Origin of the sequence: Hufsiella arboris (assembly GCF_009834875.1) — a bacterium.
GTDB lineage: Bacteria > Bacteroidota > Bacteroidia > Sphingobacteriales > Sphingobacteriaceae > Hufsiella_A > Hufsiella_A arboris.
This window is the reverse complement of the sequence record NZ_WVHT01000004.1, coordinates 117,171-144,066: the sequence shown is the minus strand read 5'-3', so window position 1 is coordinate 144,066 and position 26,896 is coordinate 117,171. Positions and strand designations below refer to the sequence as shown.

Below are 26,896 nucleotides of genomic sequence, written 5' to 3'. Positions count from 1 at the left end.
AAAACGTAAAAACTTTTTCACGCAATTTTCCCATGAAGCATTGCTTAAAACCGCTTTGAAAATGTTAGGCCGTAAGTTTTAGGATTGCCGAGGTGCACAGCGCCAAAATCATAAGCGTAGTCGATGTAAGTTTTATCAAAAAGATTGGAACCCCAGAAGAAAATGCCATAGTCGTTGTAAGACATACCTATACGTGCATTAAAAATATCGTAAGGATTCTGTTCGATGGTATTCGCCAAATTAAAATATTGTTTGCCCAGGTATTTCCATTCGCCACGAATAACTGCCTGAATATTGTTTTTGAACTTATAACCGTACTGAACAGCTAATAGTGAGGTAATATCCGGTGTAAATATTTGCTTGTTTCCGCTTAAATCAATCGCGGATCCATCCGAGGGAACATCCAGTTTAGTATATTCAGCATCAGTGTAGCCAAAGCTATAATCTATTTCTAGACCGTTGACGGGCTTGAGTAGTGCCTCAAATTCCAGCCCTTTGCTTTCAAGTTTACCGGCGTTGCGGGTAATCGTAATTGCATCTGGCAGCACCAGTGTTGGAACTTGCGCATTATTGACCGCTGTATAAAATAGACTGATATTAAAGTCAGCACGTTTATTGAACAATGTGCTTTTAAAACCAAGTTCGTAGTTGTTGCTTGACTCCGGATTATAAGAAAATAGAGGCGGCTGTGACGGATCTGATGAAAGCTGACTTATGCCGCCAGCACGAAAACCTTTGCTATAGACAGCATAAATGTTATTCGAGGGATCCAGCTTATACAACAAACTAAGCTTCGGAGAAAACGCGTCGAAATGGGCTTTTGAAGAAGTATCAGGCTGAGTAATTATTACGTCTTCGCCGTCTGGCTGGAACTGTCCTTCAACTGCTTGTTTATCGTGCTCGTAATCATATCTTAAGCCAAGAGTAAAGTCAAGCTTAGTTGAAATAGAATAGGTTCCCTGCCCGAAAAGCGCAAATCCATATTTTTTTTGCTGATTAATGTTAATGGAGGTAAAGTTCGGGAACGGAGCACCAACTAATTCTGCGTCTTCGCCAAAATGTGTACCCTGTTTAACCGGATTGTCCTGGTAAAATCCATAAACTCCTGCAATCCATTTAAACGGGGACGAAATTGCTGCCGGAGAGGAGAATCTAAATTCTTGCGTGCCTACCTTTACTTTATTCCAGTCTTTGCCATAATTGTTAACGATTGAAACGCCATCTATTGGCGAAAAGTCACCATCTATTGGTTGTTTATAATAACGGTAGTCTGTTTGATAAGTGCTCTGAGATGTAAAATTGAAATTAGATCCGTTGTAGTTAACTGATAAAGAGGAATTTAACTGATTGTCAACCATGTCGGTGGTCGCATTTTGATTAACTGTAAAAGGGTTTTCAAAAGCAGATTCCTTGTCGGCAGCTAACGGAAACGCTCCGCCATTTTTATTTGTAGCATTTTTTAGATTAAGAATAACAGCCCATTTATTATCAACCTGGTATTTCAAAAAATAATTACCTAAAAAAGTGTGCTGGTCGTCAAAATTGGTATTATTAAATTCGTTTGTGTAAAAACCATTAGATGAGGAATACATCCCCGATACTCCGAAGAATAACTTGTTCTGTATAAGCGGGGTGCGAAAGCCAATATTATAACGCTGCAGGCCAAAGTTGCCAAAATTAATCTCGGCAAATCCTTGTGTATGATTAGTCGGTTGTTTCGTGGTGATATTAATTACGCCACCCATGGCATTTCTGCCATATAACGTTCCTTGCGGGCCGCGCAGGACTTCGATTTGTTCTATATCCTGCAATTGTGCGATATATGTGTCAAGACTAAATTGATTTACCCCATCAATGTAAGTCGCAACGGAAGGGTCGTAGGATGTTGTTGCAATACCTCTTAATGAAGTAACATTCCTGTTGTCACCAGGATTAGAAGAGTATAAGTTAGGAACGATTGCAGTTAAATCCCTGGCGTTCCACAATTTGTATTCTTCAATCTGCTTGCTCGTTAGTGTAGACAAACTCAAGGGTAATTTCTTTGCAGTCTCGTCATGTTTTTGAGCGGTTACTACAACTTCATCCAATTGCTTAGCGCTGCTTGTTAATGTAATTTGAATGGTCTCGGACGGTTTGCTTAATAAAATTTCTTGCTGCGCAACAGCATAGCCGGATGAATTAAAGCTAATAATATATCGTCCGTAAGGAACATCGTGTATTGTGAAAATACCGTTTTGATCAGTAGTTGTAAGGATTGACGTGTTCAATAAATGTATGCTTACTCCTGAAACTGGAGTTACGCCGTTAGTAATACTTCCACTAATACTGGATAGTGTTTGCGTGGATGCGGGAAGAAAATAGAAAAGTAAAAATGCGTTAAAAATAAATTTTTTAAAAGTCATGTTAAATGGCTGGTAACTGCAAAAAGTATAAGGGCTAACAGAGCAATAGCAATTTTGAAGCGCTAACAATATGTTAATCTTTGATTGTACTATTCAACAGACGGTATTATGTTAATTGAGCCCCGTTAATTCGAAGTTGCGTGATCTGGCCGCAAGGAATCTGATTTTTGAGAACTGTTAATTGTAAAAATGTTACACAGCCTGGTATGTAGACTCTCTTGATAGCATTTCGTTATACTTCTCCAGCAAAGAAATGTATTTAGCTTTCCAATTCTCGTTCTCATTGTATGAGTAATACCTGGCGCGGAACGATTGCGATTCCGGATTGCTTATCATGTTGAAATCCTCATCTATAAACAATTCTGGAAATTCCTGGGAGAAATTATGCCGGATGACACACCCGATACGAAAAATTATATCTGATTTCAAATACTTTTGATTAAACCAGTTGTAAATAGATCTTCTATTTACATTCATGCATCTGGCAAGATCGGTAATGCTGTAGCCGTTTTTTCTTACACGATACTCTACAATTTGTCCGTAATGTTTGTCCATAGTTTTAAAATTTATGTTAAAGTAGATGGTAGCCAAGTTCAAATAAACTCTAAAAAGAGTTCATGAGAATAATTACAATATAATTAGCAAGGCAGTTGGTTGATTCAATTCGATACAGTTATAAACTGTAGTGTTGATATAAAGAACAATTACAGGGTTCTTGTCTGTAATACCAGTATACGATCTTGTCGTCATAGATAGTCTCTTCAACGGGCATTAAAGAGAATGGCTTTCGCCAAATGATGCAATGTATAACTAACGTTGCAAGGATTTCTTTTCATAAACTGTGCCTCAATAATAAAGGGACAATTTAGCTGGCTAATATTAGGAAAAAAGCATTTCTAATTATTAAAATATTTATAATTCTATTTAATTCGAAAATGTGAAATTTTAAAAAGCGCTTTTCCCATTTAAAAAGGACGTTTCTCAGGTTTGAAAAATTAATTATTAAAATCCCATTTTCTTGAAAAAAGTGACATAAAAAGTTGTTAACCCTTCAAATTTAATAATTATCATCAAAAATGCAATGAATAAATCGTGTATTTTTTTCTACAAAATGTGCAATACAGAGAAATATAGTCTACATTTATTGTTTAGTTTTTGAGAAATGTTGTAAAGTGTTTCTGGCGCCGTTTATACAACATTGGGGTTTTTGAGGATACAACGCATTTTTTCTTGATCAGCCGATAAACTTTTGAATTGGAAATGCCGGTTATGCAAAATGAATACCGGTTTTGGTCATGAATTGTAACAAAACGAGTGTATTTTAGAAACCATTTAGTTTGAACAGCTGCGCGATATTTATTTATATCGATATCAATTAACATTATCGATAATCGAACATACCATTCCATTAGTCGAATAAACGGTAACTTATATTATCCCCCGGTTAGGGTGATTTGAAATCAACCTGTAAAAATATTAATTTGTCATTTCTCCTGGATTTTGGGAACAAGATTGTTTAAATCTAGATTAATGGGCGTCTTTAATCCATTTTGCAGATATCGTAAACTCGCTGTTACAGCTCTTTTCTTCGCCTTTTGTCATAGTGTCTCAATAGCTCAGCGTTTTAATTTCTCCCATTATGATATCGAAGACGGCTTAATCCAGTCGCAAGTCAAAGCTTTTGCACAAAGCCCTAGTCATCATTTATGGATGGCTACCCAGGGCGGTGTGTCCCGCTTTGACGGAAGCCAGTTTTTTTCTTTAACGCGAACAGAAAACAATCTTGCGGGGTCCGGGGCTACTGCTATTGCGACTGGCGATAATGGCAAAATTTATATTGGCACTTTAAACGGCCTTTCAGTGTACGATGGTTTAAAAATTCAAAATTATCGTGTTTCCAATCAATCCCAGGCTTCGTGGGTAACAAAATTAATTAACGGAAATAATGGGAATATTTATGGTTTAATCAATAATCAGATATTTACCTTTTCAGGAAGCGAACTTAGCTTTGTTAAACAACGAGGCATTCCTAATGGCTTAGTTACCGCTTTAACAATCAGTGGCGAGGGAAAGCTGGTTGCCGCAGTTTATGATAAGGGAATTTTTGAACTGAATCGCAATCAATGGATTAAGATACTTGATCTGCCGGCTGCCGAAAAAAAGATAATGATTACGTCTTTGCTTTTTGATCGTGCTGCTAAAGATAAGTTGTGGGTAATGACGCCACGAAGACTATATATTTCAGAAAATAACCTACTTAGGCCGTATCAGACTAATGTTATCGGAACTGGAAATAATTTCATGGTTTCAATTATGCAGGACGAAAAGTCAAATCTATGGATAGGTGCAAATTCCGGAGCTTATTACATTGAACCGCAAAAAATAACATTCTTTAATTCCGGAAACGGCTTTACCGATAATATGGTCAACCAAATTTTCAAAGACACCGAAAATAATGTTTGGTTTGGAACCGAAGGAGCGGGCATTTATAAATACGATGGCGATAGAACCATGATTTTAGACAAAGGGCAGGGCTTGTCTAACGAAGTTGTGATGGGGTTCGCGAAAGATAAAAGTGGTAATTTTTGGATACACTCTTATGGAAAGGACTTGTTAAAGATAAAAAACGGCGAAAAAAGCCTGATAAAGATTCCGGTTCCCGACTCAGTTTCATACGGAATTCTGCATTTGTTCAATGATCGGGCAGGTAATATCTGGATCGGAACATTAGGCGCCGGTTTATGGAAATATGATGGCGGCGCTTTTAAAAGCATTCCTTTTTTGGCAGGAACAAAAGTTAACGTAATTCGTCAGATCATTGAAGATAAACAGGGAACGATCTGGTTTGCTACTCCAAAAGGATGTTACATAATGGCAAAAGGAAAATTTTCTCATATCAAGAACTTTAATTTTCCCGCAACCAGCCTGGCCGAAATCGGAATCGATTCTGTTTTGGCAATCTCGCCGGCAGGCAAGTATTTAATCATTGGTAAAAATCATGAGGTTAAAGAATTAAAATGGCGTCACGCAGAGAAAGCGGAGATATATTCGATGTTGAAATTGAACGACCAGGTTTTTTTAGGCACCGGAGATGAAGGTATCTGGATCTGGAATTTAAAAGATCATTCTTTCAAAAACCTGACAGCAAAACAAGGATTGTACTCGAATACCATTTATAGTTTAACCAACGATGAGAACGGAACTATTTGGGCTGGCACGGGGCGCGGCATTAATAAGATAAAGATCAATCCATCATCCCGGAAATTCACAATTTCGGGCGCCGAAAAATCGAAAAGACTTGTGGTGGAGTGTAATCAAAATGCAGTTTATCAAGATGGAGACAAGCTGTGGTTCGGAACCACTAAAGGCGCCGTAACTTTTGAGCTAAACCCAGACAACCAAAAAAAAGAACGACCCCATATTGTTCTTCAGTCAGTCAAACTATTTTCTTCCTCAATTGCAAAGCAGCAACCATACCTGAGCCGCACAGATGGGTATATATTGCCGAAAAACCTGGAACTTGAATACCGCAAAAATCAGCTCAGCCTGAATTTTAAAGGAATTTATTTTACCAACCCATCGGAAGTTTTATATCAATACAGGTTATCAGGTATTGACGATGCCTTTTCCAGGCCTACACCGAATTCCAGTGTAAATTACCAGGCATTGCCGCCCGGCGACTATGTTTTTGAAGCCAGAGCCTTCAATAAATCGGGAAGTTATTCAGACAATATTCTAAAATTTCCATTCAGTATCCGGCAGGCTTTTTATCAGACTATTATATTCCGGCTTCTAGCTGTTTTAAGCTTGGTTCTGATTGGAATTGGTTTTCAAACTTATTTACACAAACGCAAAAACCAACGGCTGCGGGTTATCGAAGAGATGAAACAGCAGGAGCGTTTGAAAACACGAAGGCAAACCGCGGAAGACTTTCATGACGACTTCGGAAATAAGTTAACACGTATTTCTATCCTCACAGATATTCTAAATACTAAACTCAACGGTGAGCATGCCGAAGAGCGCCATCTGATAAGCCAGATAAAAGAAAACGCGTCGTCCCTGTATCGCGGCACAAAAGATATTTTATGGGCATTGGATCCCAAGAGCGATAATTTATTTGAGATACTAAGCCATATCAGCGAATTTGGTTTGGAGCTTTTTCAGGATACTGCGATAGAATTCAACTTTTATGGGATTCAAGAAAATCTTTCGGACATTAAGCTTGGCATGGAATTCAGTCGCAATATCAGCATGATATTTAAAGAATCGTTAAATAATTCATTGCGGCACTCCGGCGCAAATCATGTGTCGTTAAAGGTTAATCAATTTGAAAGATTCGTAGAAATTGAGTTGTCAGATGATGGTAAAGGATTTAGCCAGACAAGCGCCGGCAAAGGAACTGGTTTAAATAATATTGCCGTCCGGGCAAAGCGAATTGGGGCAGAATTAGATATAAATTCAACACAGGATAGAGGAACGGCGATCAGATTATCGATTTCAAAAGAATTAAACCTGGGATATGAGCAGTGAGGATGTGATCAGAGTTGTAATTATTGAAGACGACGAAATCATCCGTAATGGTTACGCTTTTCTGATCGGAAAAGAACCCGGTTTTCATGTCGTTAACAAATATGCGTCGTTTGATGAAGCCGCAAAAAAAATATCGGCAGACGAGCCTGAAGTTATCCTGCTGGATATTGAACTTCCGGGCACTAACGGCATTGAGGCGCTGCCAAAACTAAAAAAAATCGTACCGGATGCATTTGTCCTTATTCTCACCGTGTATGACTCGGAAAAATTAATTTTTGATGCCCTTGCCAGCGGTGCCTCCGGTTACCTGACAAAAAATTCGAGCTCTTTTAAAATTGTCGAATCAATCCGCGAAGTGAAAGAAGGCGGTGGGCCGATGAGTATCAATATCGCCAGGATGGTAATCAAATCGTTTCAGCGGAACCCGGACTCGCCTTTGTCAAAGCGGGAAACACAAGTCCTCGAGCTGGTAGGAAATGGTAAAAATCGAAGCCAGATCGCCCGGGAACTTTTTATCGACCTGGAAACCGTCAGAAGCCACATCAAAAACATCTACATGAAACTAGACGTAAATTCCCGTGCTGATGCTCTAAAGACAGCACGAAAAAACAAGCTCATTTAATCATCGGCTTAATTTATTTGAAAGCAAGGTTTTTCGGCAAATCCGCTAGCCGACGAAATCAAACCTTTCAGCATTAAACCCGACAGTAGGGAAAAGCCCGGAACGAAGCGAAGGCCAGGCGCTGGAGTGAGGACTTGTACCGAATGGCGGGGCTGCAAATGCAAAAAGTGACGAGCGTTCGTTTACAATGTCTCGCACTGAAATCTTCTCATATGGAAGTTTATGAGAGCAAACGAAAGTCATTTCCATTCAATCACCTAATAAATCTTTCAAAATCAATGTGATATTTTCTGAATGATAATAGGATTGAAATACAATTCTATCTTTTTAGCTATCTTCTTAAAAATCACCCTTTTAGGGTGATGTTATCCGTTTTTTATGGTCGTAGATTTAAGAAAGGTATTTCTTTCTGAGCATGTTGAGCTGCGTTAGGAATATCCTCATGCTGACTATTGACTTTAATAATAAAGGATATGAAAAAAAGATTTACGTGCTTTATTCCTTTACTTTTTCTTCTAAATGTAATCGCATTTGCCCAGACCAGGGCCATCACCGGAAAGGTGACAGACGCTAAAGATGGGAGCGAGTTACCCGGTGTAAGTATAGTGGTACAGGAAATCCCTGGTCTCGGTACTCAAACCAATGCATCAGGAAGTTACAGTTTAAGTGTACCCGCGAATGCCAAAAACCTGGTGTTTAGATATATTTCGTATCAGCAGAAAACAGTATCAATAACTTCAACAGTAATCAATGTTAAGCTTGAAAGTGAACAAAAGCAGCTTTCTGAGGTGGTTGTTGTTGGCTACGGAACCCAAATACGGCAAAACCTTACGGGTTCGGTAGCAAAAGTAAATTCCAGGGAAATTGAAAACCAACCGGTACAATCATTTGAATCAGCTATACAGGGAAAAGCCGCGGGTGTCGTTGTTTCATCGGGTTCTGGCAAAGTAGGGCAGGGCATCGCTATCCGCGTGCGGGGATCTTCTTCGGTAACTGCCGGTAATCAGCCGCTATATGTTGTCGATGGCATTCCCATCACATCGGTAAGTGTAGGCGATGCGGTGAATTTTGATCCTAGTAATCCGCTGGCAGATATTAACCCTAATGATATTGAATCGATCGAAGTTTTAAAAGATGCTTCCGCATCCGCCATCTACGGGTCAAGAGCTTCAAATGGCGTTATATTGATAACAACAAAAAAAGGTAAAAGCGGTAAAACGGTTTTTACCCTTGACTATTTTACCGGCATCAGCAAACCGGCAGTAAAGCGGGACTTTTTAAACTCGCAGCAATACGTCGAGCTGTTTGAAGAAGCGGCTGTAAACGGAGGTAAGTATGATTTTGCTAACGATATAGAAAATTTTGGACCTGCCGCAAACGAGCAGGAAGCCATCGATGCCTATACACAATACCTGGAAGATAACTTTGATGCATTTTCTGCCGGAACCGATTGGCGGAATGCCGTTGTCAATACGAATTGGCAGGATGAGCAGTTCCGGTCCTCTGCCGGCAATAGCCAGTACGAGATCTCGGCCACGGGTGGAAACGAAAAAACGCGATTCTTTACATCGGGAGCCTACTCGAATCAAGAAGGTATTTTAATTCAGAACGCATTTAAGCGCATTAGCGGACGGTTAAATCTCGATCACTCGGCTACGGATAAACTTTCGCTGGGTGTAAACCTGAATCTTGCCAGGAGCAGAAATGATCGTGTGGCAAACGATAATTCATTCAGTACGCCGGGCCAGTTGGTGGCTTTGCCGCCTATTCAGCCCGTCATCGATCCATCAACTAACGAATTAAGCACAACAGGGCCATATTACAACGGATTGATTGAGGCACGTGATGCATATTTTAAAACGATCGTTTACCGGAATATATCAAATGCATACGCCTCCTATAAAATTTTGCCTGCACTGAATTTAAGAACGGAGTTTGGAGTTGACGTGCTGAACCAATCGGAAGATGGTTTCCAGGGACGGCAAACCCAGGGCAACCCAACAGGTAACGGAAATTACAGAACAGTTACGTCGTTGAATTATACTTCGAACACCTTTTTAAGCTATAACACAAAATTTGGCGAGAAGCACAACCTGGAAGCCGTTGGAGGATTCTCTTACCAGAAACAAGACGTAAAAACCTCACAAGTAGTTGGCGAAGGTTTCCCTTCTGATGATTTCAAAAACCTGGCTAGTGCTTCCGATATTACTTTCGGTTCTTCTTTCGGAACAGACGAAGCGCTTGTATCCTATTTTGCCCGGGCTAATTACCGTTTCACCGATAAATATTTGGTGGCTCTAAGTGCCCGTTATGACGGTTCAAGTAAGTTTGGCGCCAATAACCGTTATGGATTTTTTCCCGCAATTTCTGCCGGATGGATCATCAGCAAGGAAAAGTTTTTGAGCGGCGCGGAATGGCTTAGTTTTTTAAAGTTGAGAGCCGGCTATGGTTATACGGGAAATTCCAGCATTCTTGATTTCCAGTCGCTGGCATTATTCGGTTCTTCCGTTTATCCGAACATGCCTGGTTATACACCGACACAAGTTGAAAATCCAGACTTGAAATGGGAGAAGACTGGATCTTTTGACGCCGGACTTGAATTTGGATTTTTCAATAACCGTTTGAGTGGTGATTTTTCTTACTATAATAAACAGACAAAAGATCTGCTTTTAAATGTGAACGTACCCGCTACCTCTGGTTTTGCAACGGTTTTAAAGAATGTAGGTTCGCTGGAAAACAAGGGCTTAGAGCTTACATTAAACTCGCAGAATTTTGTTGGGGCATTTAAATGGAGTACCAATTTCAATATTTCGTTTAACAGGAACAAGGTTAAAGACCTTGACGGCCAGGTAATCCTTGGAACCGGAAGGGCGCCTCAGCGGGCAATTGAAGGTCAGCCAATTGGTGTCTTTTTTACAGCGAAGTACGCGGGGGTTGATCCGCAAAATGGCGATGCACTTTATTATTTGCAGGACGGGACAACAACAAATGACTATAATTCCGCTTTCAGGCAGGTTGTGGGCGATTCAAACCCAGATTTTACAGGCGGCTTTACAAATAACTTTTCTTATAAAAACTTTGATTTCAATATTTTCTTCCAGTTTGTATCCGGCAATGATATTTATAATGGTGCTGGTATCTACCAATCGGTTAATGCTGATTTCTTCGACAACCAAACTTCCGATCAATTAAACCGATGGCAAAAACCGGGTGATATAACCAATGTGCCGCAGGCGCGTTTTTTACAATCGAACGGCACCAGGACTTCATCTCGGTGGCTTTCGGATGGCTCGTATTTGCGCCTGAAGTCCGCTTCGCTGGGATATACGATTCCTGGCCGAATGGTTAAAAACTTTTTTAGCAGCGCAAGAGTGTATGTGTCGGGCTTTAACCTTTTAACTTTTACCAATTACAATAACGGCGATCCGGAAGTGAATACAACCACTATTTCCAATATCGATAATGGCGTGGATTTTTATACCGCTCCGCAGGCGCGTACCATCACTTTTGGCGTTAATCTCAAGTTTTAAGAAAGAGCATCATGAAGTCAATTATAAAAACAGGATTTATTTTTATCGCGGTTGTTATCAGCAATCTGTCGTGTAAGAAGCAGCTGGATGATATTAAACCGCAACAATCTATAGATTCGGATGTCGCTTTGACAACTTCTACCGGAGTTGTGAACACATTGTTCGGCGCTTATAGCACCATAGCATATGGCATTCCGGCGACAGCGGGCACTCTTGGAACTCTTTACGGTACCAATTACAACCTGATCGGTGAATTATTTGTGAATACAACCGACATCACCTGGAGCGGCTCATTTACCAGCTACCGGGATATAAACAATAAAAATGCGACTGCCACCAACGTGAATGCAGCTAACGACTGGACCGCTGCTTACAGCGCCATTAACATTTGTAACAATGTAGAAGCAAGCATTGGAGTGGTTGATCCGTCCATTAAAGATCAGATACTTGGCGAAGCCAGGTTTATCAGGGGTATTGTCTATTTTGAACTAATCAGGTTTTACGCTCAGCCCTGGACCGGCGGCCCATCTGGTACTAACTCGCAAGCCGGTGTTCCGCTTGTTTTAAGCCCAACAACAACGATCGGAAACGAATTAAATGTAAGCCGGAATTCAGTCGGGGAGGTATATGCGCAGATCATCGCAGATCTAACTTCCGCAGAAAGCCTTTTAAACGAAACGATGGATGATGGACGGGCAACAAAATATGCCGCTGCGGCCTTTCTATCCCGGATTTATCTGGCCCAGGAAGACTGGCAAAAAGCAGCGACTGCCGCTAACACGGTTATTACTTCCGGACATTACAGATTAGTTCCTGCAATCTCACAGGCGTTTAATAATTCAAGTAACTCATCGGAAGATATTTTCGCGATACAACAAAACGCGCAGGCGAATGCAGGCACCGCCAATTCTGGTCTTTCTACGTTTTATGCAAGTATGCCTGGAATTGGCCGGGGCGATGTCGATATCAACGACAGTCATTTGCAGATTTACGAAACGGGAGATGCACGGGGCGATTTATTTTACGAAGGGACGGGAGACAAACCTGGAATATTGAGGACGTCTAAATGGACCGACAGGTTTGCTGTTATTCCTATTGTTCGCCTGGCAGAAATGCATCTTACCCGGGCCGAAGCTAATTTCAGGAGCGGGCAGCAAGTCGGTGATTTAACACCCTCTCAGGATATTAACCTGATCAGGGGAAGATCCGGCCTTGGCGGAATAACGATAACCAGCGTAGATCAGATCCTGCTTGAAAGAAGAAAAGAGCTGGCATTTGAAGGTGATCTTTATAACGTTATTAAACGTACCCGGCAGGATGTCGGCGGTAAAAAATATAACGATCCTAAATTGATATATCCTATCCCGCAATTTGAGCTGGACGCGAATCCGAATTTGATTCAGAACCCGGGATATTAACCGATATAACGGAGCGCCTCCTATTTTCAGATTCCAAAAAAGAACAAAGTAAATTCTATGGATGCGCTTGATTCTAAATGTGTCGACGCCTAAACACCTGTTATCCTAATTGTTTTCGGTGATAATTGTCGAACTGTGGCAGCTGAATTTACCATAGTAATTTTTAGGTTTCTGAAAGTATCAGCGTTTTCCTGGAATAACAGACACCCTTATATTAAACTCGTAAGAAATCATACCGGTATAATCGGCTCTGAGTATATTTCAAGTCTAAAAAAAGTGAAAGTTTTCTCGTGAAAGCTTTTCCGCTCGATCATATTTACGGGTTTTGTTTATATTAACTTCCTGAAAATAATAAGCAGAACATAGCAGCTTCGTTAGACTGGATGAAAAGAGCCATACAACCTATACGGCAAAAATATCCGGATGTGCCCTATACTTTTTCGATGGATCATTACAAAGAAAAGTTACTTGCCGATACTTCGATACCTTTTCTTGACTTTATAGAACAGCATATCTGGATGTCCAGTATGAATGACGGTGAATTCAATAATAAACTTGGCCTGGATTGGAATGGCTTTTCAGCCGACGATTATCACAGGCTCGTTCAAAAAGCTGAACCATTGTATAAGGAGAATAAAACACATTGGGACGCTGTGCTGACTAACAGCATCAAGCAATTAGCTGCCGACGCGAAAGCTGCGAGTAAGCCGCTGATTTCGACAGAATGCTGGTCGCTGGTTAATTACAAGGATTACCCCATGCTGGAATGGAACTGGATCAAAGATCTGTGTGAATTGGGTGTAACCACTGCGGCCGCGACCGGGCAGTGGGTTGCCATGGCTACCAGCAATTTTTGCGGCCCTCAGTTTGAAGGTATGTGGCAGGATGTTGAATGGCACCAGAAAATGACAGCGATTATAAAAAATGCGCCAATCATGCCATCTGTCGAAAATACGAAGATTGTAAAAAGATTCACCTTATGATCCTGTCCAATCTGAATAAACCGATAAGTAATGTTCGACCTAATATATTATCATTCAAAAATCTCGGCGACGCAGAATACGTACAGGTGCGCTGAAATATTACCATTTTAACAACATGATCAATCTAAACCGAAAGCTGTGCATACTATTTTGTTTTGCAGCATTAAGTATTCTAATAACCGATAAGGCATTCTCTGCGGCAGTTGAGGATGTAAAAACTTGTTACGCCACGCTGAATAACGACGAATTAACACTTGGTAATTCGGTAATCAGCAGAACTTATAAATGGAACAATGGCGACCTGATCAGCGCATCGATTACAGACAAAAAAGATAAGTTCACCTGGCAATTAAGCGGAAGTACACCCGATTGTCTTTTCCCGGGAACCGGTAAGGCAATAGATGGCAATCTGCAAACCAGATTTGTACCGTCTAATGCTTCCACGCCGTCTTATTTGGCTGTCAGCGTTACTGTTAGATTCAATCAACTGGAAGTTAGGCGGGTATTCAGAATTTACCCCGATTGCCCGGCCATAGCATGTGATTTCTACCTTCGTGGAAATATTAAAGCACAATGGCTTACTTCCATAAAACAAGCCGGCGAACTGCGAAATATAGAAAACAATGCTGCCGCTAAGGAAGGTACCGCACAAGCGACTGTAATGGAGACTCTAGCCTTGCCCGGAAAACACTGGCGGCTTAAAGCTGTAGAATTTTTTGATATAACCGACAGGAACAATAACCTGGTTCAGGATTATGATCAAATACTATACAGGGGAGAAAGCAAGGTTAGGGGCAACCTGTTGTACGCCAGTGAAATATTGAGTGACAGAAGCATCTTCATTTTAAAAGAAGCACCGACATCAGACGTTCAATTGGCTTATCCGGGGTTTGATTATATTGCTAAATTCGGCAGTTTACAATGCGTCGGTATAGGTCTTACCCCCGCTGATCTTGATTCAGTCAAATGGACAAAATGTTATGGAGTTGTTACTGGTTTATCCGCTGGCGGCGAAGCGGGCAGACTCAGGGCCTTGCGTAACTATCAGCAGCGCATAAGGATACACAAACCGCTTCGCGACGATATGGTTATGATGAACACCTGGGGGGATCGTGCACAGGATAGTCATATAAGCGAAAAATTCATTCTTAAGGACTTGGTCGCTGCCCACCGTTTGGGTATCAGCCATTTTCAGATCGACGATGGCTGGCAAAGCGGTCGTTCTTCCAACTCGGCCCTGCCGGGAGGAAGCCTTAACAGTATCTGGAGTAACCCAAACTATTGGAAGCCCGACCCTCAAAAGTTTCCAAACGGCCTTGATCCTATAGTACAGTTGGGTAAAAAGCTTGGTATCGAAATTTGTTTATGGTTTAATCCCAGTCAGGATAGCAGCTATACCCATTGGAAAGATGATGCAGCCGCTCTGATCAATCTGTATAAACATTACGGTATCTGTACATTCAAAATTGATGGCGTTCAGATAGTTGACAAAAAAGGCGAGGTGAATTTTCGCAGAACACTTGATTCAGTCATGACGGTGACTAACAACGAAGTAGTATTTAACCTGGACGTTACCGCAGGACGGAGGAACGGTTATCATTATTTCAATGAGTACGGCAACATTTTCCTGGAAAACAGGTATACGGACTGGGGTAATTATTATCCGCACTTTACGTTACGCAACCTCTGGCAGTTATCGCGATATGTACCGCCTCAAAACCTGCAAATCGAATTTTTGAATAACAGCCGGAATACCGATAAATACGCCCCTAACGATCTGCTTGCACCTGCAAAGCTGTCGTTTGACTACGGGTTTGCTTTAACCATGATGGCGCAGCCCCTGGCCTGGATGGAAGCAACAGGGCTTCCTGAAACTGCATTCACCAGCGCCAATAACATCAAAAAATACCGCGGCATTCAAACAGCCATACACTCGGGAATGATCTTTCCGATAGGTAACGAGCCAAGCGGAACATCATGGACGGGTTTTCAATCGAGCATTGGAAATAAAGGTTATTTATTGATCATCAGGGAAAATAATAACGAAAAAACGTCCTGGCTTTCTACCTGGTTGCCCGGCGGTAGAATAGTAACGTTAACTTCTGTACTCGGAGATGGCAAAAGTTACGTGACCACGACAGAACCAAGCGGACGTTTAAAATGTCAGTTAGCAGTGCCGAACAGTTATGCGCTTTATCAATATGAAATTAATTAAACAATGATTAAGCACCTTTAGAAAACAATGTTTTCATAATCAGTCGTATTCGGTTTGTAAATCAGCGAGATATTCCTTCTATGATTTCGCTAAAAAGCTTACTTCATACAGCTCTTTAAAAAGCACCGACATTCTGCCCAACCTTCTTATTGTTTCGATAACTTGCATTATCTCTCTGGCGTCTTCCTTCGTTCCGATCATCCGGCTGGCCCTAGTGTTCCAGCGTTCCGGAAGACAATTACGCTGAATGGAGACTTCGGAGCGTTTGCTACCGGCAGTAATTCGTAGATAGATTGGAAGTGGGCCGAGGTTGTGGTAACTGGCCTTTCTTAAAAAAAAGTGAAGACTGAATCGAGTGTTCATATAACAGATTTATTAGTTTAAAATTAAACCTGTCGTCCTTCGGAATCAAGATGTTTTATTTTCGAATATCTTGATTTTCAAATATTTATGCCACTTTTGGTGAGCGTTTTGGAACCTTTAATTACCGCTCACCGAAACGCTCACCTTTTAATGGGCAAAACTTGCATTTTTCGATGATTTTAGCCAAATAAAAAACCCTCTAATCATTTGATTTAGAGGGTTTTAGTTGTTTTTGGAGTTTTACTCTGTGATCCCGCTGGGACTCGAACCCAGGACCCCAACATTAAAAGTGTTATGCTCTACCGGCTGAGCTACGGAATCTCACTTTTTCAGAACGTTTAACCGTTTCCTTTAAAGTGGTGCAAATATAGGGCTATAAACAATATCCCGCAACTATTATTTTCTAATTTTTTATAAATCGATTTAACTTGTTAAAAGTCAGCATAAAAAATTTAAATGGCATAATTTCGTTGCCGGTTTTTCCTCAATTACTTCCATCCTCCGCCAAGGGAGCGGTATAATTCAATTTTCGCATCAAGCTGATCCCGTTGAATTGATGCAAGATCAAGTTCTGAAAGTAAAGCATTTCTTTGCGCTGTTATCACCTCCAGGTAATTTGCCATATCGCTTTTGAAGAGAAGTTGAGCGTTTTTTACAGCTTTCCGCAAAGTTTCTACCTGTGAATTAGCCAGTTCCCTTTGTTGTTCCAGCTTATCCGTTTGTACCAGCGCATTGTCTACTTCCATGACTGCATTTAATACAGACTGTCGGAATTGTGCAACCGCCTGGTCGCGTTGTACTTTTTCAACCTCGAATTGGGTCTTTAACGCTCTGTGATTGAACAGCGGCTGGAATACCGAACCGTTGGCAATGCCGAACAATGAAGCAGGAACACTGAACCAGTTGCTGGCCTTTAAACTTTCCACACCTCCGGAGGCACTCAGCACCAACGAAGGGTACATATATGCCTGAGCTATACCAACCTGGGCATTTGCCGACATTAAAGCCATTTCGTTTGCACGAACGTCTGGTCTGCGGCTTATCAGTGCAGCTGGTAAACCTGTTGTACTTGTTTCTTCAACGGTAGTATTGTCCAAAGTAGAAGAACGTGTTAAATTACCAGGGAGCTGTCCGGTTAATACCTGTAAAACATTCTCCTGTATTGCGATTTGTTGTTCAAGACGCGGGATAAGTAAGGTTGTCGTCTGGCGTTGGGCATCGGCCTGCTGTACTGCCAGCAACGTGACTTCCCCTGCATCTTTTAGCAGTTGCGTAAGCCGCAAGGTGGTATCATTTAAGCGCAGGTTTTGCCGGGTGATCCTCAATTGCTTGTCAAGCATCAGTAAATTAAAATAACCCTGTGCAATGTCCGCGACCAGCGAGGTTTGTACAGCTTTCGTTGCTTCATAAGTTTGGAGATAGGCGGCAACAGATGCTTCCTTCTGTCTTCGTATTTTCCCCCAGATATCAGCTTCCCAGGATAGTCCGAGATTGGCGTTATATGTTTCGATATGGTTGCTTCCGAGAAAACCGGAGGAGCTTAGTCCGCTTAGACTGTTTTTAGACGGCCGGTTGTATTGCGCACTTACCTGCAGGTTCACCTCCGGCAGCTGCAAAAGCTTGGCTTCTTTTAATCGCTGTTGTGCGACGTCGATGTTTTTCATTGCAATCTGCAGATCGTAATTATACTTGATTCCGCGTTCAATCAGATTGCGAAGCGTGGTGTCCGTAAAAAACTTATTCCACTCGAGATCTGCGATACTGCTTGTATCAGCAAATGCGGTAGTTTCAAACTTCTCCGGTAATTGAACGGACGGCCTTTGATAGTTCTGCCCGACTTTACAGGAACTTATAATTGATGAGGCGATAAAGCCTGTAAGTATAACGAGATGAATTCTTTTCATGATATTAATTTGTTCAAACTGTTTCCAGTTCTATTTCCTCCTCTTTTTCTGCGGATGATCTGGATGTTCTACTAACTTTTTCCTGCAATGCCTGGAATATTACAAACAATACAGGGATGACAAACACGCCCAGAATTACACCGGTAAGCATTCCGCCGACAGCTCCCGCGCCAATAGAATGATTGCCCAATGCCGAAGCGCCTTTCGCTTGCATAAGCGGAATAAGTCCGACGATAAAAGCGAACGAGGTCATTAATATTGGGCGTAGTCTTAGTTTTGAAGCTTCCAGAGCGGCCGCTACCAGGGGCATGCCCGCCTTGCGGCGCTGAACGGCATATTCCACGATCAGAATTGCGTTTTTCGCTAACAAGCCAATGAGCATGATCAGGCAAACCTGCACATAGATATTATTATCGATGCCAAGCATATTTATAAAGAGCATTACACCGAAAACTCCTAACGGAATGGTTAGTATCACAGCGAAAGGCAGAATATAACTTTCGTACTGGGCTGCGAGCAGGAAGTAAACGAAGATCATACTCATCAAAAATATCAACAGGATCTGTGAGCCGGAGTTAATTTCTTCCCTGGTCATGCCGGTCCACTCATACCCGTATCCCCTTGGCAGCGATTCTTTGGCGGTTTCCTGTATGGCTTTGATCGCATCGCCAGTGCTGTAGCCTGGTTTTGGCACTCCGTTGATAGTAACGGCGTTAAACAGGTTATTACGTGTTACAGTTTCTGGTCCGTAAACGCGTTTCAGCGTTACCAGAGAGTTGGCTGAAACCATTTCTCCGGACGAGTTTTTTACGAAAATATCATCAAGCGATGTCGTATTGGTACGGTAATTGGCATCTGCCTGAACCATTACCCGGTAATATTTCCCGAACCGGTTGAAATCGCTTACAAAGCTGCTACCATAATAGATTTGGAGCGTTTGCAAAAGGCTTGCTACCGGTACACCGAGTTGCCTTGCTTTTGCATTATCTACTTCCATTTCGTACTGCGGATTGCCTGCCGCAAAGGTTGTGAATGCATACGCGATCTCTTTTCGTTGCATAAGTGCACGTAAGAATGCGTGCGTAGTCGAATCCAGTTTGCCCATCGTACCATTGGTTTTATCCTGCAGCATGAATTCAAATCCGCTAACATTTCCGAAACCCTGAACAGTGGGGAAGGTGAAGAAGAACGCGCTTGCCCCTTTAACTTTCGAGGCAACTTTTTGTGTCATCATCGCGGAGATCTGGTTGAAATCCTTCACGTCGCCCCGTTCGTCCTGTGGCTTCATCCTGATAAATCCGGCGCCGTATGAGGAAGCGTTAGCATTTGATATGAAGTTCAGACCCTCAACCTTGTAATGATTTTTTGTGATTGGGTCGTTCTTTACGATATCATCGATCTCTTTCATAGCCTCGTGCGTACGCTCTAGAGAACTTCCTGGAGGCGTGTTGACTGCATAGAGCAAAAATCCCTGGTCTTCAGTAGGGATGAAGCCGGTAGGAGTGCGCTTAATCATTACGAAAGTGACTGCTGCCACCAACGCCAAGCCTGAAATGGCAACCCATTTACGTTTTATTAAGAATTGTAGAGACCTCACATATTTGTCCGTCATCGCGTTAAACGCAATGTTAAACGCTGCGAAAAAACGTGCGACAAATCCTTTACGTGAAGAATGACTACCATGCTCGTCGGCGTGTGGGTTTTTAAGAAACAAAGCACTCAGCGCAGGACTCAACGTTAATGCATTCAGGGCGGAAATCAGGATCGCGATGGCAAGCGTAAAGGCAAACTGCCTGTAGAAAACACCAGCGGGCCCTTGCATAAATCCTACCGGGACAAATACCGCGGCCATTACCAGCGTGATTGATATGATCGCTCCCGATATTTCGCTCATCGACTCGATAGTTGCCTTTCTTGCCGACAGACGCGTGCGCTCCATTTTTGAGTGCACCGCTTCCACAACCACTATGGCATCATCTACTACGATACCGATCGCCAGTACGAGGGCAAACAGCGTCAACAGGTTAATGCTGAATCCGAATAATCGCATAAAGAAGAAGGTACCGATGATGGCCACCGGGACAGCTATTGCCGGTATCAGTGTTGAACGAAAATCCTGTAGGAAAATAAAAACAACAATGAAGACCAGGATAAATGCCTCAATCAGTGTATGCTTTACCTGGTCGATGGATGCGTCAAGAAACTCCTTTGAATTATACATAACCACCGGTTCAATACCTTTGGGTAACGTTGTTGCAAATTCTTTCAGTTGCCGTTCGGCTTCAGTAAGAATATCATTGGCGTTTGAGCCGGCAGTTTGAAAGATTGCGACACCTGACGTCGGCACGCCGTTTAAGAAACTGTTCGAGGAGTAGGTATACGAGCCGAATTCAACCCTGGCAACGTCCTTCAAACGGATCACCGATCCATCGCTGTTAGCTTTTATAATGACGTTTTCGTAATCGTTGACCTTACTCAGTTTTCCTTTATATTTCAGCACATATTCAAAAACCTCTTTGCTGTTTTCGCCGAGCCTTCCAGGCGCAGCTTCCAGGCTTTGGTCTTTGATAGCACCGGTAACATCGGCAGGAGTGAGGTTATAAGAGGTAAGCCTGTCTGGTTTGAGCCATATCCGCATTGAATAATCATGCGTTCCGAACGGCTGCGCCTGGCCTACTCCCGGAATACGCTGTAGCTGCGGAATCAGGTTTATTTTAATATAGTTCTGCAGGAAAGTCTCATTGTAAGCGGTATCCTTACTCGCCAGTGCCACGAACATGATAATACTGTTCTGGACCTTTTGAGTCGAAACACCTGTTTGTACTGCTTCCTGCGGAATCTGGCTTAGCGCTTTTGATACCCGGTTCTGTACGTTTACAGCGGCAATATCCGGATCGGTACCCTGTTTAAAATAAACGTTCAGCGACATAGTGCCGTCATTGCTTGAATTGGAAGTCATGTACGTCATATTTTCCACCCCGTTAACGGCTTCTTCGATAGGCGTGGCTACAGAACGCGCAACGACTTCGGCGTTAGCGCCCGGATAAGATGCAGTTACCTGCACCGTTGGAGGCGCAATGTCGGGGAACTGCGTAATAGGCAAACCTATCAGTGATATGATCCCCAGCAGTAATAAGAGGATCGAAACAACTGTTGAAAGGACCGGCCTTTCTATGAATTTTTTAAGCATAATTGTGGCATTAAGTATCTCTAAACCGCTTAGAGATACAGTTAATAAGGTATTTGATGTTAAGTTTTCTTACAAAGAGGCAGTTCTCAACAAACTGTCGGCAGACATTGCCAGAGGTTTGATAATCATCCCGTCGCGCAGCCTGTCTATGCCTTTGTAGACAATCTTATCACCCTGTTTGAGGCCTTTTGAAACCAGGTAAAAGTGGCTGCTTGTTCCGGTAACGGTAAGCGGAGTTCCGACCACCTTGTTACTGTCTGCCAGTACATAGGCGAATACTTTGTCCTGTAATTCATAGGTAGCTTCCTGCGGTACAAGCAGTGATTCAGTATTTAAACTTGGAATCCTGATCTTACCTGTATTACCCGACCGCAATAAGCCATTCGCGTTCGGAAATACTGCGCGGAAGCTGATCGTACCGCTGGCTTTATCAAATTGACCACCTGCCAATTCCACTCTTCCTTTTGCCGGATAAGTAGTATTGTCTGCGAGTAAAAGTTCCACTTGCGGCAGTTTTTTTATTTTTTCCTGGATAGTATTACCCGCAAACTGTTCTTTGAAGGCAATGAAATCCACTTCGCTCATTGTGAAATATGCATGCATATCTCGGGTTTCAGAAAGTACAGTTAAGGCCTGCGGCATAGTTTGACCAACCAGGCTTCCGGTTTTAAACGGGATAATTCCGACATAACCTTCTGCAGGCGCGGTAATAGTAGTGTAGCCAACGTTTATTTTAGCAGATTGCAATTGTGCCTGCGCTTGCGCCACATTTGCCTTTGCTGCATCATAAGCAGCCTTCGCCGAGCGCAACTGAACATCCGATACCACGTTATTCTGAACGAGCGGAGTTAATTTGGTCACATTAATTGAAGCATTTTCTAACGCAGCTTTCGCGGATAAAAGAGCGGCATTCGCATTATTGACCTGTTCACGATAAGTGCGGCCATCTATTCTGAAAAGTGGCTGCCCCTTTTTTACATAGGAGCCCTCATCTATATAAATTGCTTCAAGGTAACCATCAACTTTCGGGCGTATTTCGATGTCACGGCTTCCTTGCAGGGAAGCTGTATAATCGGTAAAAGTTGTAACAGGTTTAGATACCACGCTGTAAACCGGTAACTCCTGTGGCGGAGGCGGTGTGTTATTTGCCACAGATGATCCGCAGCTGCTATATATCACCATGGCGGCTATCATAAGGAAGGGAGTAAATCTCAAGATTAACGGTACTGTTTTCTTTGTTGTTTTCATGTTTTGTGCTTTAAAGGTTTGTTTTTAAATAGATGTTTGAACATTGTTATTTTTCCTAACGCTGTTAGATTATCAGCCAAAAAAAATCTACGTGAGATTTTTTATAAAACCCGAAATAGCATCATCGAGTACTATTTTATTAAGTTCTGAATCAATCGCTGAATTGCCGACAATCTTTATTGAAATTAATCCATGCATGATCGACCAAAAAGTATGATATTTTAAACATGCATTGGTATTGTTACGGCCCTCCGTTCCCAACATTTCGTTTATTGGTTCCATTACGATTTCCCGAAATTTCTCCTGTTCCGGCATTGCTTTGCTTATTTCACAGCAGGCCATGTTAATTCCAAACATCAGCTGATATAGCTCGATATTGTTTAACGCAAAATCCCAGTAAGCGTCAGCCATAGCCCTTATCTGCTCGGCAGGAGCTTCATGTTGTTGCTTTGCTTTTATGATCATGGTAGACAATTGCCGGAATCCTTTTTTTGCAAATTCTAATAGGATCGCCTCCTTGTTTTCAAAATGATCGTAAATAACGGGCACGCTGTATTCAATGGCATCAGCTATCTTTCTAATCGATAGGGAATTCCAGCCTTCCTTCTTCACCATTTCCCAGGCCGTACTGATGATGTCGCTTTTAACTTCATCACGTTGCCTTTTTCTTCGTTCTACGATTCCCATTTGTTATTTCCTAACGGTGTTAGCAAAGTTAACAGTAATAAAAGTTAATTTCCAAATAATATGCTTCTCAATTATCAGTTTCTTGTCGGATTTTATTTTGGTATGACAAAGCACTTTGGGATTACTACAGACTGCTGTGTTTACACTATTAAGGGTCTTGGGTTGTCAACAATCGGCAAACCGTATTTTCGAAGCGAATTGGCGCCAATTGCTTTAGCGGAATGATCGCCCATGATCTAAATTTTATCATTTTTTGGTTAGCTATGATATCATTTTGAAAATGAGCGTTTCTGCTGCTATCGGCCGATAGCCCTGCCGTCCACTGTAGCCCTCGTACCTCGGGGCTGCCGTTCCCGTCAGGTTTGAAATGAAAGGATGTTGCCTGAAAACGTAAGATTCTTGCTGGTATGGACTGACCGTTAAGATGAGTCCGATAGCCTTCTATACGATAATGCTATTTATCAAATATCAGTTGATTAGCAAGATTGATTTCATCCTGATTAATCGTATGTCCCATATTGTCGTAGACTTTTTCCGTAACATGAGCACCCATATTTTTTAAGATATTAGCGGAGGCATAAACCCGTTCTACAGGTACGTGAAAATCGGGGTTGCTTGTAGCGATCAGGACGGGAGTACCTTCAAAGTCGCCTTTGTATTTGTCAGGCTCTATTTTTTCGCCGATCAGGCTGCCTGTAAATGCTACAATACCGCCATATTTTGCGGCATTCCGGCTTGCAAACTCGAGCGTCAGGCAAGCGCCTTGTGAAAACCCAAGAAAATAAAGATTCTCCTTTGTGATGCCCAGTTGTTCAATTTCAGAAACGAGGTCGCTAAGTAAGTCCATAGCCGACGAAAGCCATGGTTCGTTTTGCTTCGCAGGTGCGAGAAACGAATAAGGATACCAGGTTTGATTGGTCGCCTGTGGCGCTATTAAGGCAAAATCTTTTACATTAAGATAGTTGGAAAGGGATAAAATGTCGTCCGCCGAAGCCCCGCGGCCATGCAGCATGATCAGAACTTTCCCGGCACCATCCAAGGGGAGGCCGGCATATTTTATTTTTTTTTTGTGCATGTCAGTAATAATTTTGCAGGTTAATAGCAAGCGGAGGTAGTTTAGCCGAGATCTTTTCACGGTCTTTCTCAAGCCAGTCAGGCAGTTTCAGCTCCTTGCCCAAACTGCTTATATCTTCATCAACGGAAAAGCCAGGCGCGGCTGTAGCCACTTCAAAAAGCACACCTCCGGGCTCCCTGAAATAAATTGACGTGAAATATTTTCTGTCCAGAATGGGTGTTGGATTAAGCATTCGCAGCAAAATCTTCTTTCTGACCTCTTCCTGCGACTCCTTATCAGGCGTACTGAAAGCAACGTGATGAACAGTTCCACTGCCGGCGAGGCCTTTCAGAACATCCGGTGTACAGAGAACATCCACATAATTGCCCGGCGCGTCTTTCGCTGCAAAACGAAAACGGTTTCCTTTTTCGGCCACCAACTTATGATTAAGCTGCTCAGTAAGTAAACCTGCAGTTCGTTCATAGCCTTCTTCCCATATTTCCACGCTGTAGAAGCCTTTGATTGCATGTTCTTCTGCGACCGGCCCGCCGCTATATCCTTTGCGTTGGTCCCTGTCGTTAAATATAAGTTCCAGCCCGAGGCCATCTTCATCTTCGAAATAAATAACTGCTTCGTTGTCAAAGCGTTCTTCCGGTTCCTTATACAAGATGTCGAAACTTTTTAACCTGTTAATCCAGTAATCGAGAGAGGAAAGCGGGACTGAAAAAGTGGTTGTATTAAGCATCCCTTTTCCATGCCGGCCCTTGACAAGCCCTTCGTAAGGAAAGAACGTCATTACGCTGCCCGGCTGACCTGTTTCATTGCCGTAGTAGAGGTGATAAACTTCAGGAGCGTCAAAATTTACTGTCTGTTTAATCAGTTTCAAACCCAAGACTCCGGCGTAAAAATGAAGGTTCTTACTAGTGCTCGACGCGATGGCAGTAACGTGATGAATTCCGGTAATCGGTTCTTGTGGCATGTTATTTCAAAACTGGTAATACCTTTTCAATTTCTTCCCTGGCCGGCTCATATTGTTTAGGAAGCTTAAGATTTGAGCCAAGTTCGGCAAGGGGTTCATCGACAGTAAAGCCGGGATTATCGGTTGCAATTTCAAATAACACGCCTCCAGGTTCACGAAAATAAAGTGAATAGAAATAGTCACGGTTAATTTTAGGTGTGATCTGCAGGCCCTTGCTCATGATTTTTTCGTGAAATGCCATCTGTACATCTTCGTTTGCAACCCTGAAAGCTACATGGTGATTTGTACCGGCAGTATTAAGTCCTGTTTTACCATCGGGTTCTTCAAGAAGGTCAACAATGGAAGCGCTTGAAACAGCATCGCAAATGAACCGGTACCGATTGTTTTGTTGGCTTAGTAAACGATATCCGAAAATATCTGTGAGCACTTTAGCCGTCTCGTCAATTTTTTTCAGTGTCAGTGTAACACTATGAAAGCCCTTTGTAGCAGCAGACTCGTTAATTTCATTTGTTGTCCATGCTTTTCTGTCATCAGCGTTTTGTGGAGCAATAAGGCTAAAGTTCAATCCGTCGGGATCGGAGAATGTAATGAAGTTTTCGCCGAATCGTTCAGCTTGTTGAGTTACAACCACATTATACCGTTTGAATCGGTCCAGCCAGAAATCGAAACTGTTTTTAGGAACAGAGTAGCCGATTTCGGTAGCCATGCCAACTCCTGTACGGCCTTTGCCAATACCTTCCCAGGGAAAGAAAGTCAGGATTGTTCCCGGCGTACCCTCCTCGTTGCCGTAATAAAAGTGGTAAGTCCCGGGATCATCAAAGTTGACTGTTTTCTTAACCATTCTCAATCCGAGAATATTAGTATAGAAGTCGTGATTGCGTTGGGCGTTATCCGCGATTGCGGTGATATGATGAAGGCCTAAAATTTTGTCTGACATGGCGGTTATTTTGTTGTTCTATTGATTCAATAAGAATGCCATTGATTAGAGCGCTAACAATCAAGTTTTTGTGGGGATTTGGCCGCAATTCTTTTTGATATATCGCTAATTGTTACTTCGTTCAACGAAATCTGGTTGCCCATTCTGTTAAGCCAGGCTGTCGTCAAACGGTTTTATCCGGCTGTACCAGCTGTTTTTGAAAATCACCTGTGACGGGTTGCTGGCAATGATATTGTCGTAGCGTTCCTTTCTTAAAACATTGATAGCATCGTAGATCGGACAAGGTTCTGACGAGTTGACCGCTTCTACAGTTATTGGTCCAATACCTCCGTCAATAAGTAGCGGTGTTTCGGAATGAACAGCGTTGTAGCCTTTCTGCAGGAATTTTGCGGCAATGCTTGTACCCATATTAACGGCGATGTCAAAAGCCTGGTTCGCAAGTTCCTGTGACCGGATATTGTCTAAGTTTTCGGTATCCCAGAAATTGCGTTTATAAAATGAATGAACCAGCTGCTCCAACGTATCATTGCTGTCGAGGTCTGCGTTTAAATTCGACGAGGTAGCTTTAACCCGGTCTATTGTTGGCCATCCTGCCCAGTTCGGCCAGAAGTTGCGGGCTATTCCTTTATATGTTTCTCCGCCTTTGTCCAGTTTATTGTTAGCGTAACCGCCTTCATTTGTCATGGTGATTTTATAGGCGTTCTCAAATTCAGCCATATTTTGAGGTTTGAAAAGTACTTACTAATATACAAATTGAGAGGATGATATTAGCGTACAATTGCTTCGAGTAGCGATAATTGGACAAGTATGCTGCATTGAATAACCCATGTTACG

General features: G+C 42.3%; 17 protein-coding genes and 1 tRNA gene. 6 read left to right on the top strand and 12 right to left on the bottom strand.

Annotated elements, in window-relative coordinates; genetic code table 11:
• Nucleotides 1-44 precede the first annotated feature (44 nt).
• Nucleotides 45-2,402: a TonB-dependent receptor gene (locus tag GS399_RS09975; RefSeq protein ID WP_160844477.1), complete on the bottom strand. Its 2,358-nt coding sequence runs from the start codon at nucleotides 2,400-2,402 to the stop codon at nucleotides 45-47.
• Nucleotides 2,403-2,594: 192 nt separating this feature from the next.
• Nucleotides 2,595-2,957, bottom strand: a complete 363-nt coding sequence (locus tag GS399_RS09970) for a helix-turn-helix domain-containing protein (RefSeq protein WP_160844476.1) — start codon at nucleotides 2,955-2,957, stop codon at nucleotides 2,595-2,597.
• Between the two features lie 975 nt (nucleotides 2,958-3,932).
• Here GS399_RS09970 and GS399_RS09965 point away from each other — a divergent pair.
• From GS399_RS09965 to GS399_RS09940, 6 genes are all read left to right on the top strand, one after another.
• Nucleotides 3,933-6,932: a ligand-binding sensor domain-containing protein gene (locus tag GS399_RS09965; RefSeq protein ID WP_160844475.1), complete on the top strand. Its 3,000-nt coding sequence runs from the start codon at nucleotides 3,933-3,935 to the stop codon at nucleotides 6,930-6,932.
• Entirely contained in the window at nucleotides 6,922-7,554 is a 633-nt protein-coding gene (locus tag GS399_RS09960) for a response regulator transcription factor (RefSeq protein WP_160844474.1), read from the top strand. Before GS399_RS09965 ends, GS399_RS09960 begins: the two co-directional genes overlap by 11 nt.
• Before the next feature lie 473 nt (nucleotides 7,555-8,027).
• Nucleotides 8,028-11,084 carry a SusC/RagA family TonB-linked outer membrane protein gene (locus tag GS399_RS09955; protein ID WP_160844473.1) on the top strand — a complete coding sequence of 1,019 codons (3,057 nt, stop codon included), beginning with the start codon at nucleotides 8,028-8,030 and terminating at the stop codon, nucleotides 11,082-11,084.
• An 11-nt stretch (nucleotides 11,085-11,095) separates the two neighbouring features.
• Nucleotides 11,096-12,502: a RagB/SusD family nutrient uptake outer membrane protein gene (locus GS399_RS09950; protein ID WP_160844472.1), complete on the top strand. Its 1,407-nt coding sequence runs from the start codon at nucleotides 11,096-11,098 to the stop codon at nucleotides 12,500-12,502.
• A gap of 362 nt (nucleotides 12,503-12,864) precedes the next feature.
• The gene (locus tag GS399_RS09945; RefSeq protein WP_369410120.1) at nucleotides 12,865-13,485 is read left to right on the top strand and encodes a cellulase-like family protein; all 621 of its coding nucleotides are present in this window, start codon (nucleotides 12,865-12,867) and stop codon (nucleotides 13,483-13,485) included.
• A gap of 115 nt (nucleotides 13,486-13,600) precedes the next feature.
• Nucleotides 13,601-15,700, top strand: coding sequence for an alpha-galactosidase (locus tag GS399_RS09940; protein WP_160844470.1), 2,100 nt, complete (start codon nucleotides 13,601-13,603; stop codon nucleotides 15,698-15,700).
• A 78-nt stretch (nucleotides 15,701-15,778) separates the two neighbouring features.
• Here the strand turns inward: GS399_RS09940 and GS399_RS09935 are convergent, their stop codons facing one another.
• From GS399_RS09935 to GS399_RS09890, 10 genes are all read right to left on the bottom strand, one after another.
• Nucleotides 15,779-16,063 (bottom strand): Arm DNA-binding domain-containing protein, encoded by a 285-nt coding sequence (locus GS399_RS09935; RefSeq protein ID WP_160844469.1) that lies wholly within the window; start codon nucleotides 16,061-16,063, stop codon nucleotides 15,779-15,781.
• Between the two features lie 248 nt (nucleotides 16,064-16,311).
• Nucleotides 16,312-16,384 (bottom strand) — tRNA-Lys (locus GS399_RS09930).
• A 167-nt stretch (nucleotides 16,385-16,551) separates the two neighbouring features.
• On the bottom strand, nucleotides 16,552-17,967 hold the full coding sequence (locus GS399_RS09925; protein WP_160844468.1) for an efflux transporter outer membrane subunit: 1,416 nt from the start codon (nucleotides 17,965-17,967) through the stop codon (nucleotides 16,552-16,554).
• Nucleotides 17,968-17,980: 13 nt separating this feature from the next.
• Nucleotides 17,981-21,157, bottom strand: coding sequence for an efflux RND transporter permease subunit (locus GS399_RS09920; protein WP_160844467.1), 3,177 nt, complete (start codon nucleotides 21,155-21,157; stop codon nucleotides 17,981-17,983).
• A 69-nt stretch (nucleotides 21,158-21,226) separates the two neighbouring features.
• The gene (locus tag GS399_RS09915; RefSeq protein WP_160844466.1) at nucleotides 21,227-22,405 is read right to left on the bottom strand and encodes an efflux RND transporter periplasmic adaptor subunit; all 1,179 of its coding nucleotides are present in this window, start codon (nucleotides 22,403-22,405) and stop codon (nucleotides 21,227-21,229) included.
• 87 nt (nucleotides 22,406-22,492) lie between these two features.
• Complete coding sequence (locus GS399_RS09910; protein ID WP_160844465.1) at nucleotides 22,493-23,092, bottom strand: TetR/AcrR family transcriptional regulator; 600 nt, start codon at nucleotides 23,090-23,092, stop codon at nucleotides 22,493-22,495.
• A 454-nt stretch (nucleotides 23,093-23,546) separates the two neighbouring features.
• Nucleotides 23,547-24,167 (bottom strand): alpha/beta hydrolase, encoded by a 621-nt coding sequence (locus GS399_RS09905; RefSeq protein WP_160844464.1) that lies wholly within the window; start codon nucleotides 24,165-24,167, stop codon nucleotides 23,547-23,549.
• A gap of 1 nt (nucleotide 24,168) precedes the next feature.
• Nucleotides 24,169-25,125 carry a VOC family protein gene (locus tag GS399_RS09900; protein WP_160844463.1) on the bottom strand — a complete coding sequence of 319 codons (957 nt, stop codon included), beginning with the start codon at nucleotides 25,123-25,125 and terminating at the stop codon, nucleotides 24,169-24,171.
• Nucleotide 25,126: 1 nt separating this feature from the next.
• A complete protein-coding gene (locus GS399_RS09895) occupies nucleotides 25,127-26,062 on the bottom strand; it encodes a ring-cleaving dioxygenase (protein WP_160844462.1) in 936 nt (311 codons plus the stop codon).
• A gap of 147 nt (nucleotides 26,063-26,209) precedes the next feature.
• The gene (locus GS399_RS09890) at nucleotides 26,210-26,779 is read right to left on the bottom strand and encodes a glycoside hydrolase family 108 protein (RefSeq protein WP_160844461.1); all 570 of its coding nucleotides are present in this window, start codon (nucleotides 26,777-26,779) and stop codon (nucleotides 26,210-26,212) included.
• Nucleotides 26,780-26,896: the final 117 nt, after the last annotated feature.

What these genes read in the sequence shown, in the direction of transcription:
- GS399_RS09940 (WP_160844470.1), top strand. Translation starts at nt 13,601, where the DNA reads ATGATCAATCTAAACCGAAAGCTGTGCATACTATTTTGTTTTGCAGCA.
- GS399_RS09925 (WP_160844468.1), bottom strand. Translation starts at nt 17,967, where the DNA reads ATGAAAAGAATTCATCTCGTTATACTTACAGGCTTTATCGCCTCATCA.
- GS399_RS09935 (WP_160844469.1), bottom strand. Translation starts at nt 16,063, where the DNA reads ATGAACACTCGATTCAGTCTTCACTTTTTTTTAAGAAAGGCCAGTTAC.
- GS399_RS09895 (WP_160844462.1), bottom strand. Translation starts at nt 26,062, where the DNA reads ATGTCAGACAAAATTTTAGGCCTTCATCATATCACCGCAATCGCGGAT.
- GS399_RS09975 (WP_160844477.1), bottom strand. Translation starts at nt 2,402, where the DNA reads ATGACTTTTAAAAAATTTATTTTTAACGCATTTTTACTTTTCTATTTT.
- GS399_RS09900 (WP_160844463.1), bottom strand. Translation starts at nt 25,125, where the DNA reads ATGCCACAAGAACCGATTACCGGAATTCATCACGTTACTGCCATCGCG.
- GS399_RS09910 (WP_160844465.1), bottom strand. Translation starts at nt 23,092, where the DNA reads ATGGGAATCGTAGAACGAAGAAAAAGGCAACGTGATGAAGTTAAAAGC.
- GS399_RS09960 (WP_160844474.1), top strand. Translation starts at nt 6,922, where the DNA reads ATGAGCAGTGAGGATGTGATCAGAGTTGTAATTATTGAAGACGACGAA.
- GS399_RS09965 (WP_160844475.1), top strand. Translation starts at nt 3,933, where the DNA reads ATGGGCGTCTTTAATCCATTTTGCAGATATCGTAAACTCGCTGTTACA.
- GS399_RS09905 (WP_160844464.1), bottom strand. Translation starts at nt 24,167, where the DNA reads ATGCACAAAAAAAAAATAAAATATGCCGGCCTCCCCTTGGATGGTGCC.
- GS399_RS09955 (WP_160844473.1), top strand. Translation starts at nt 8,028, where the DNA reads ATGAAAAAAAGATTTACGTGCTTTATTCCTTTACTTTTTCTTCTAAAT.
- GS399_RS09890 (WP_160844461.1), bottom strand. Translation starts at nt 26,779, where the DNA reads ATGGCTGAATTTGAGAACGCCTATAAAATCACCATGACAAATGAAGGC.
- GS399_RS09915 (WP_160844466.1), bottom strand. Translation starts at nt 22,405, where the DNA reads ATGAAAACAACAAAGAAAACAGTACCGTTAATCTTGAGATTTACTCCC.
- GS399_RS09970 (WP_160844476.1), bottom strand. Translation starts at nt 2,957, where the DNA reads ATGGACAAACATTACGGACAAATTGTAGAGTATCGTGTAAGAAAAAAC.
- GS399_RS09950 (WP_160844472.1), top strand. Translation starts at nt 11,096, where the DNA reads ATGAAGTCAATTATAAAAACAGGATTTATTTTTATCGCGGTTGTTATC.
- GS399_RS09920 (WP_160844467.1), bottom strand. Translation starts at nt 21,157, where the DNA reads ATGCTTAAAAAATTCATAGAAAGGCCGGTCCTTTCAACAGTTGTTTCG.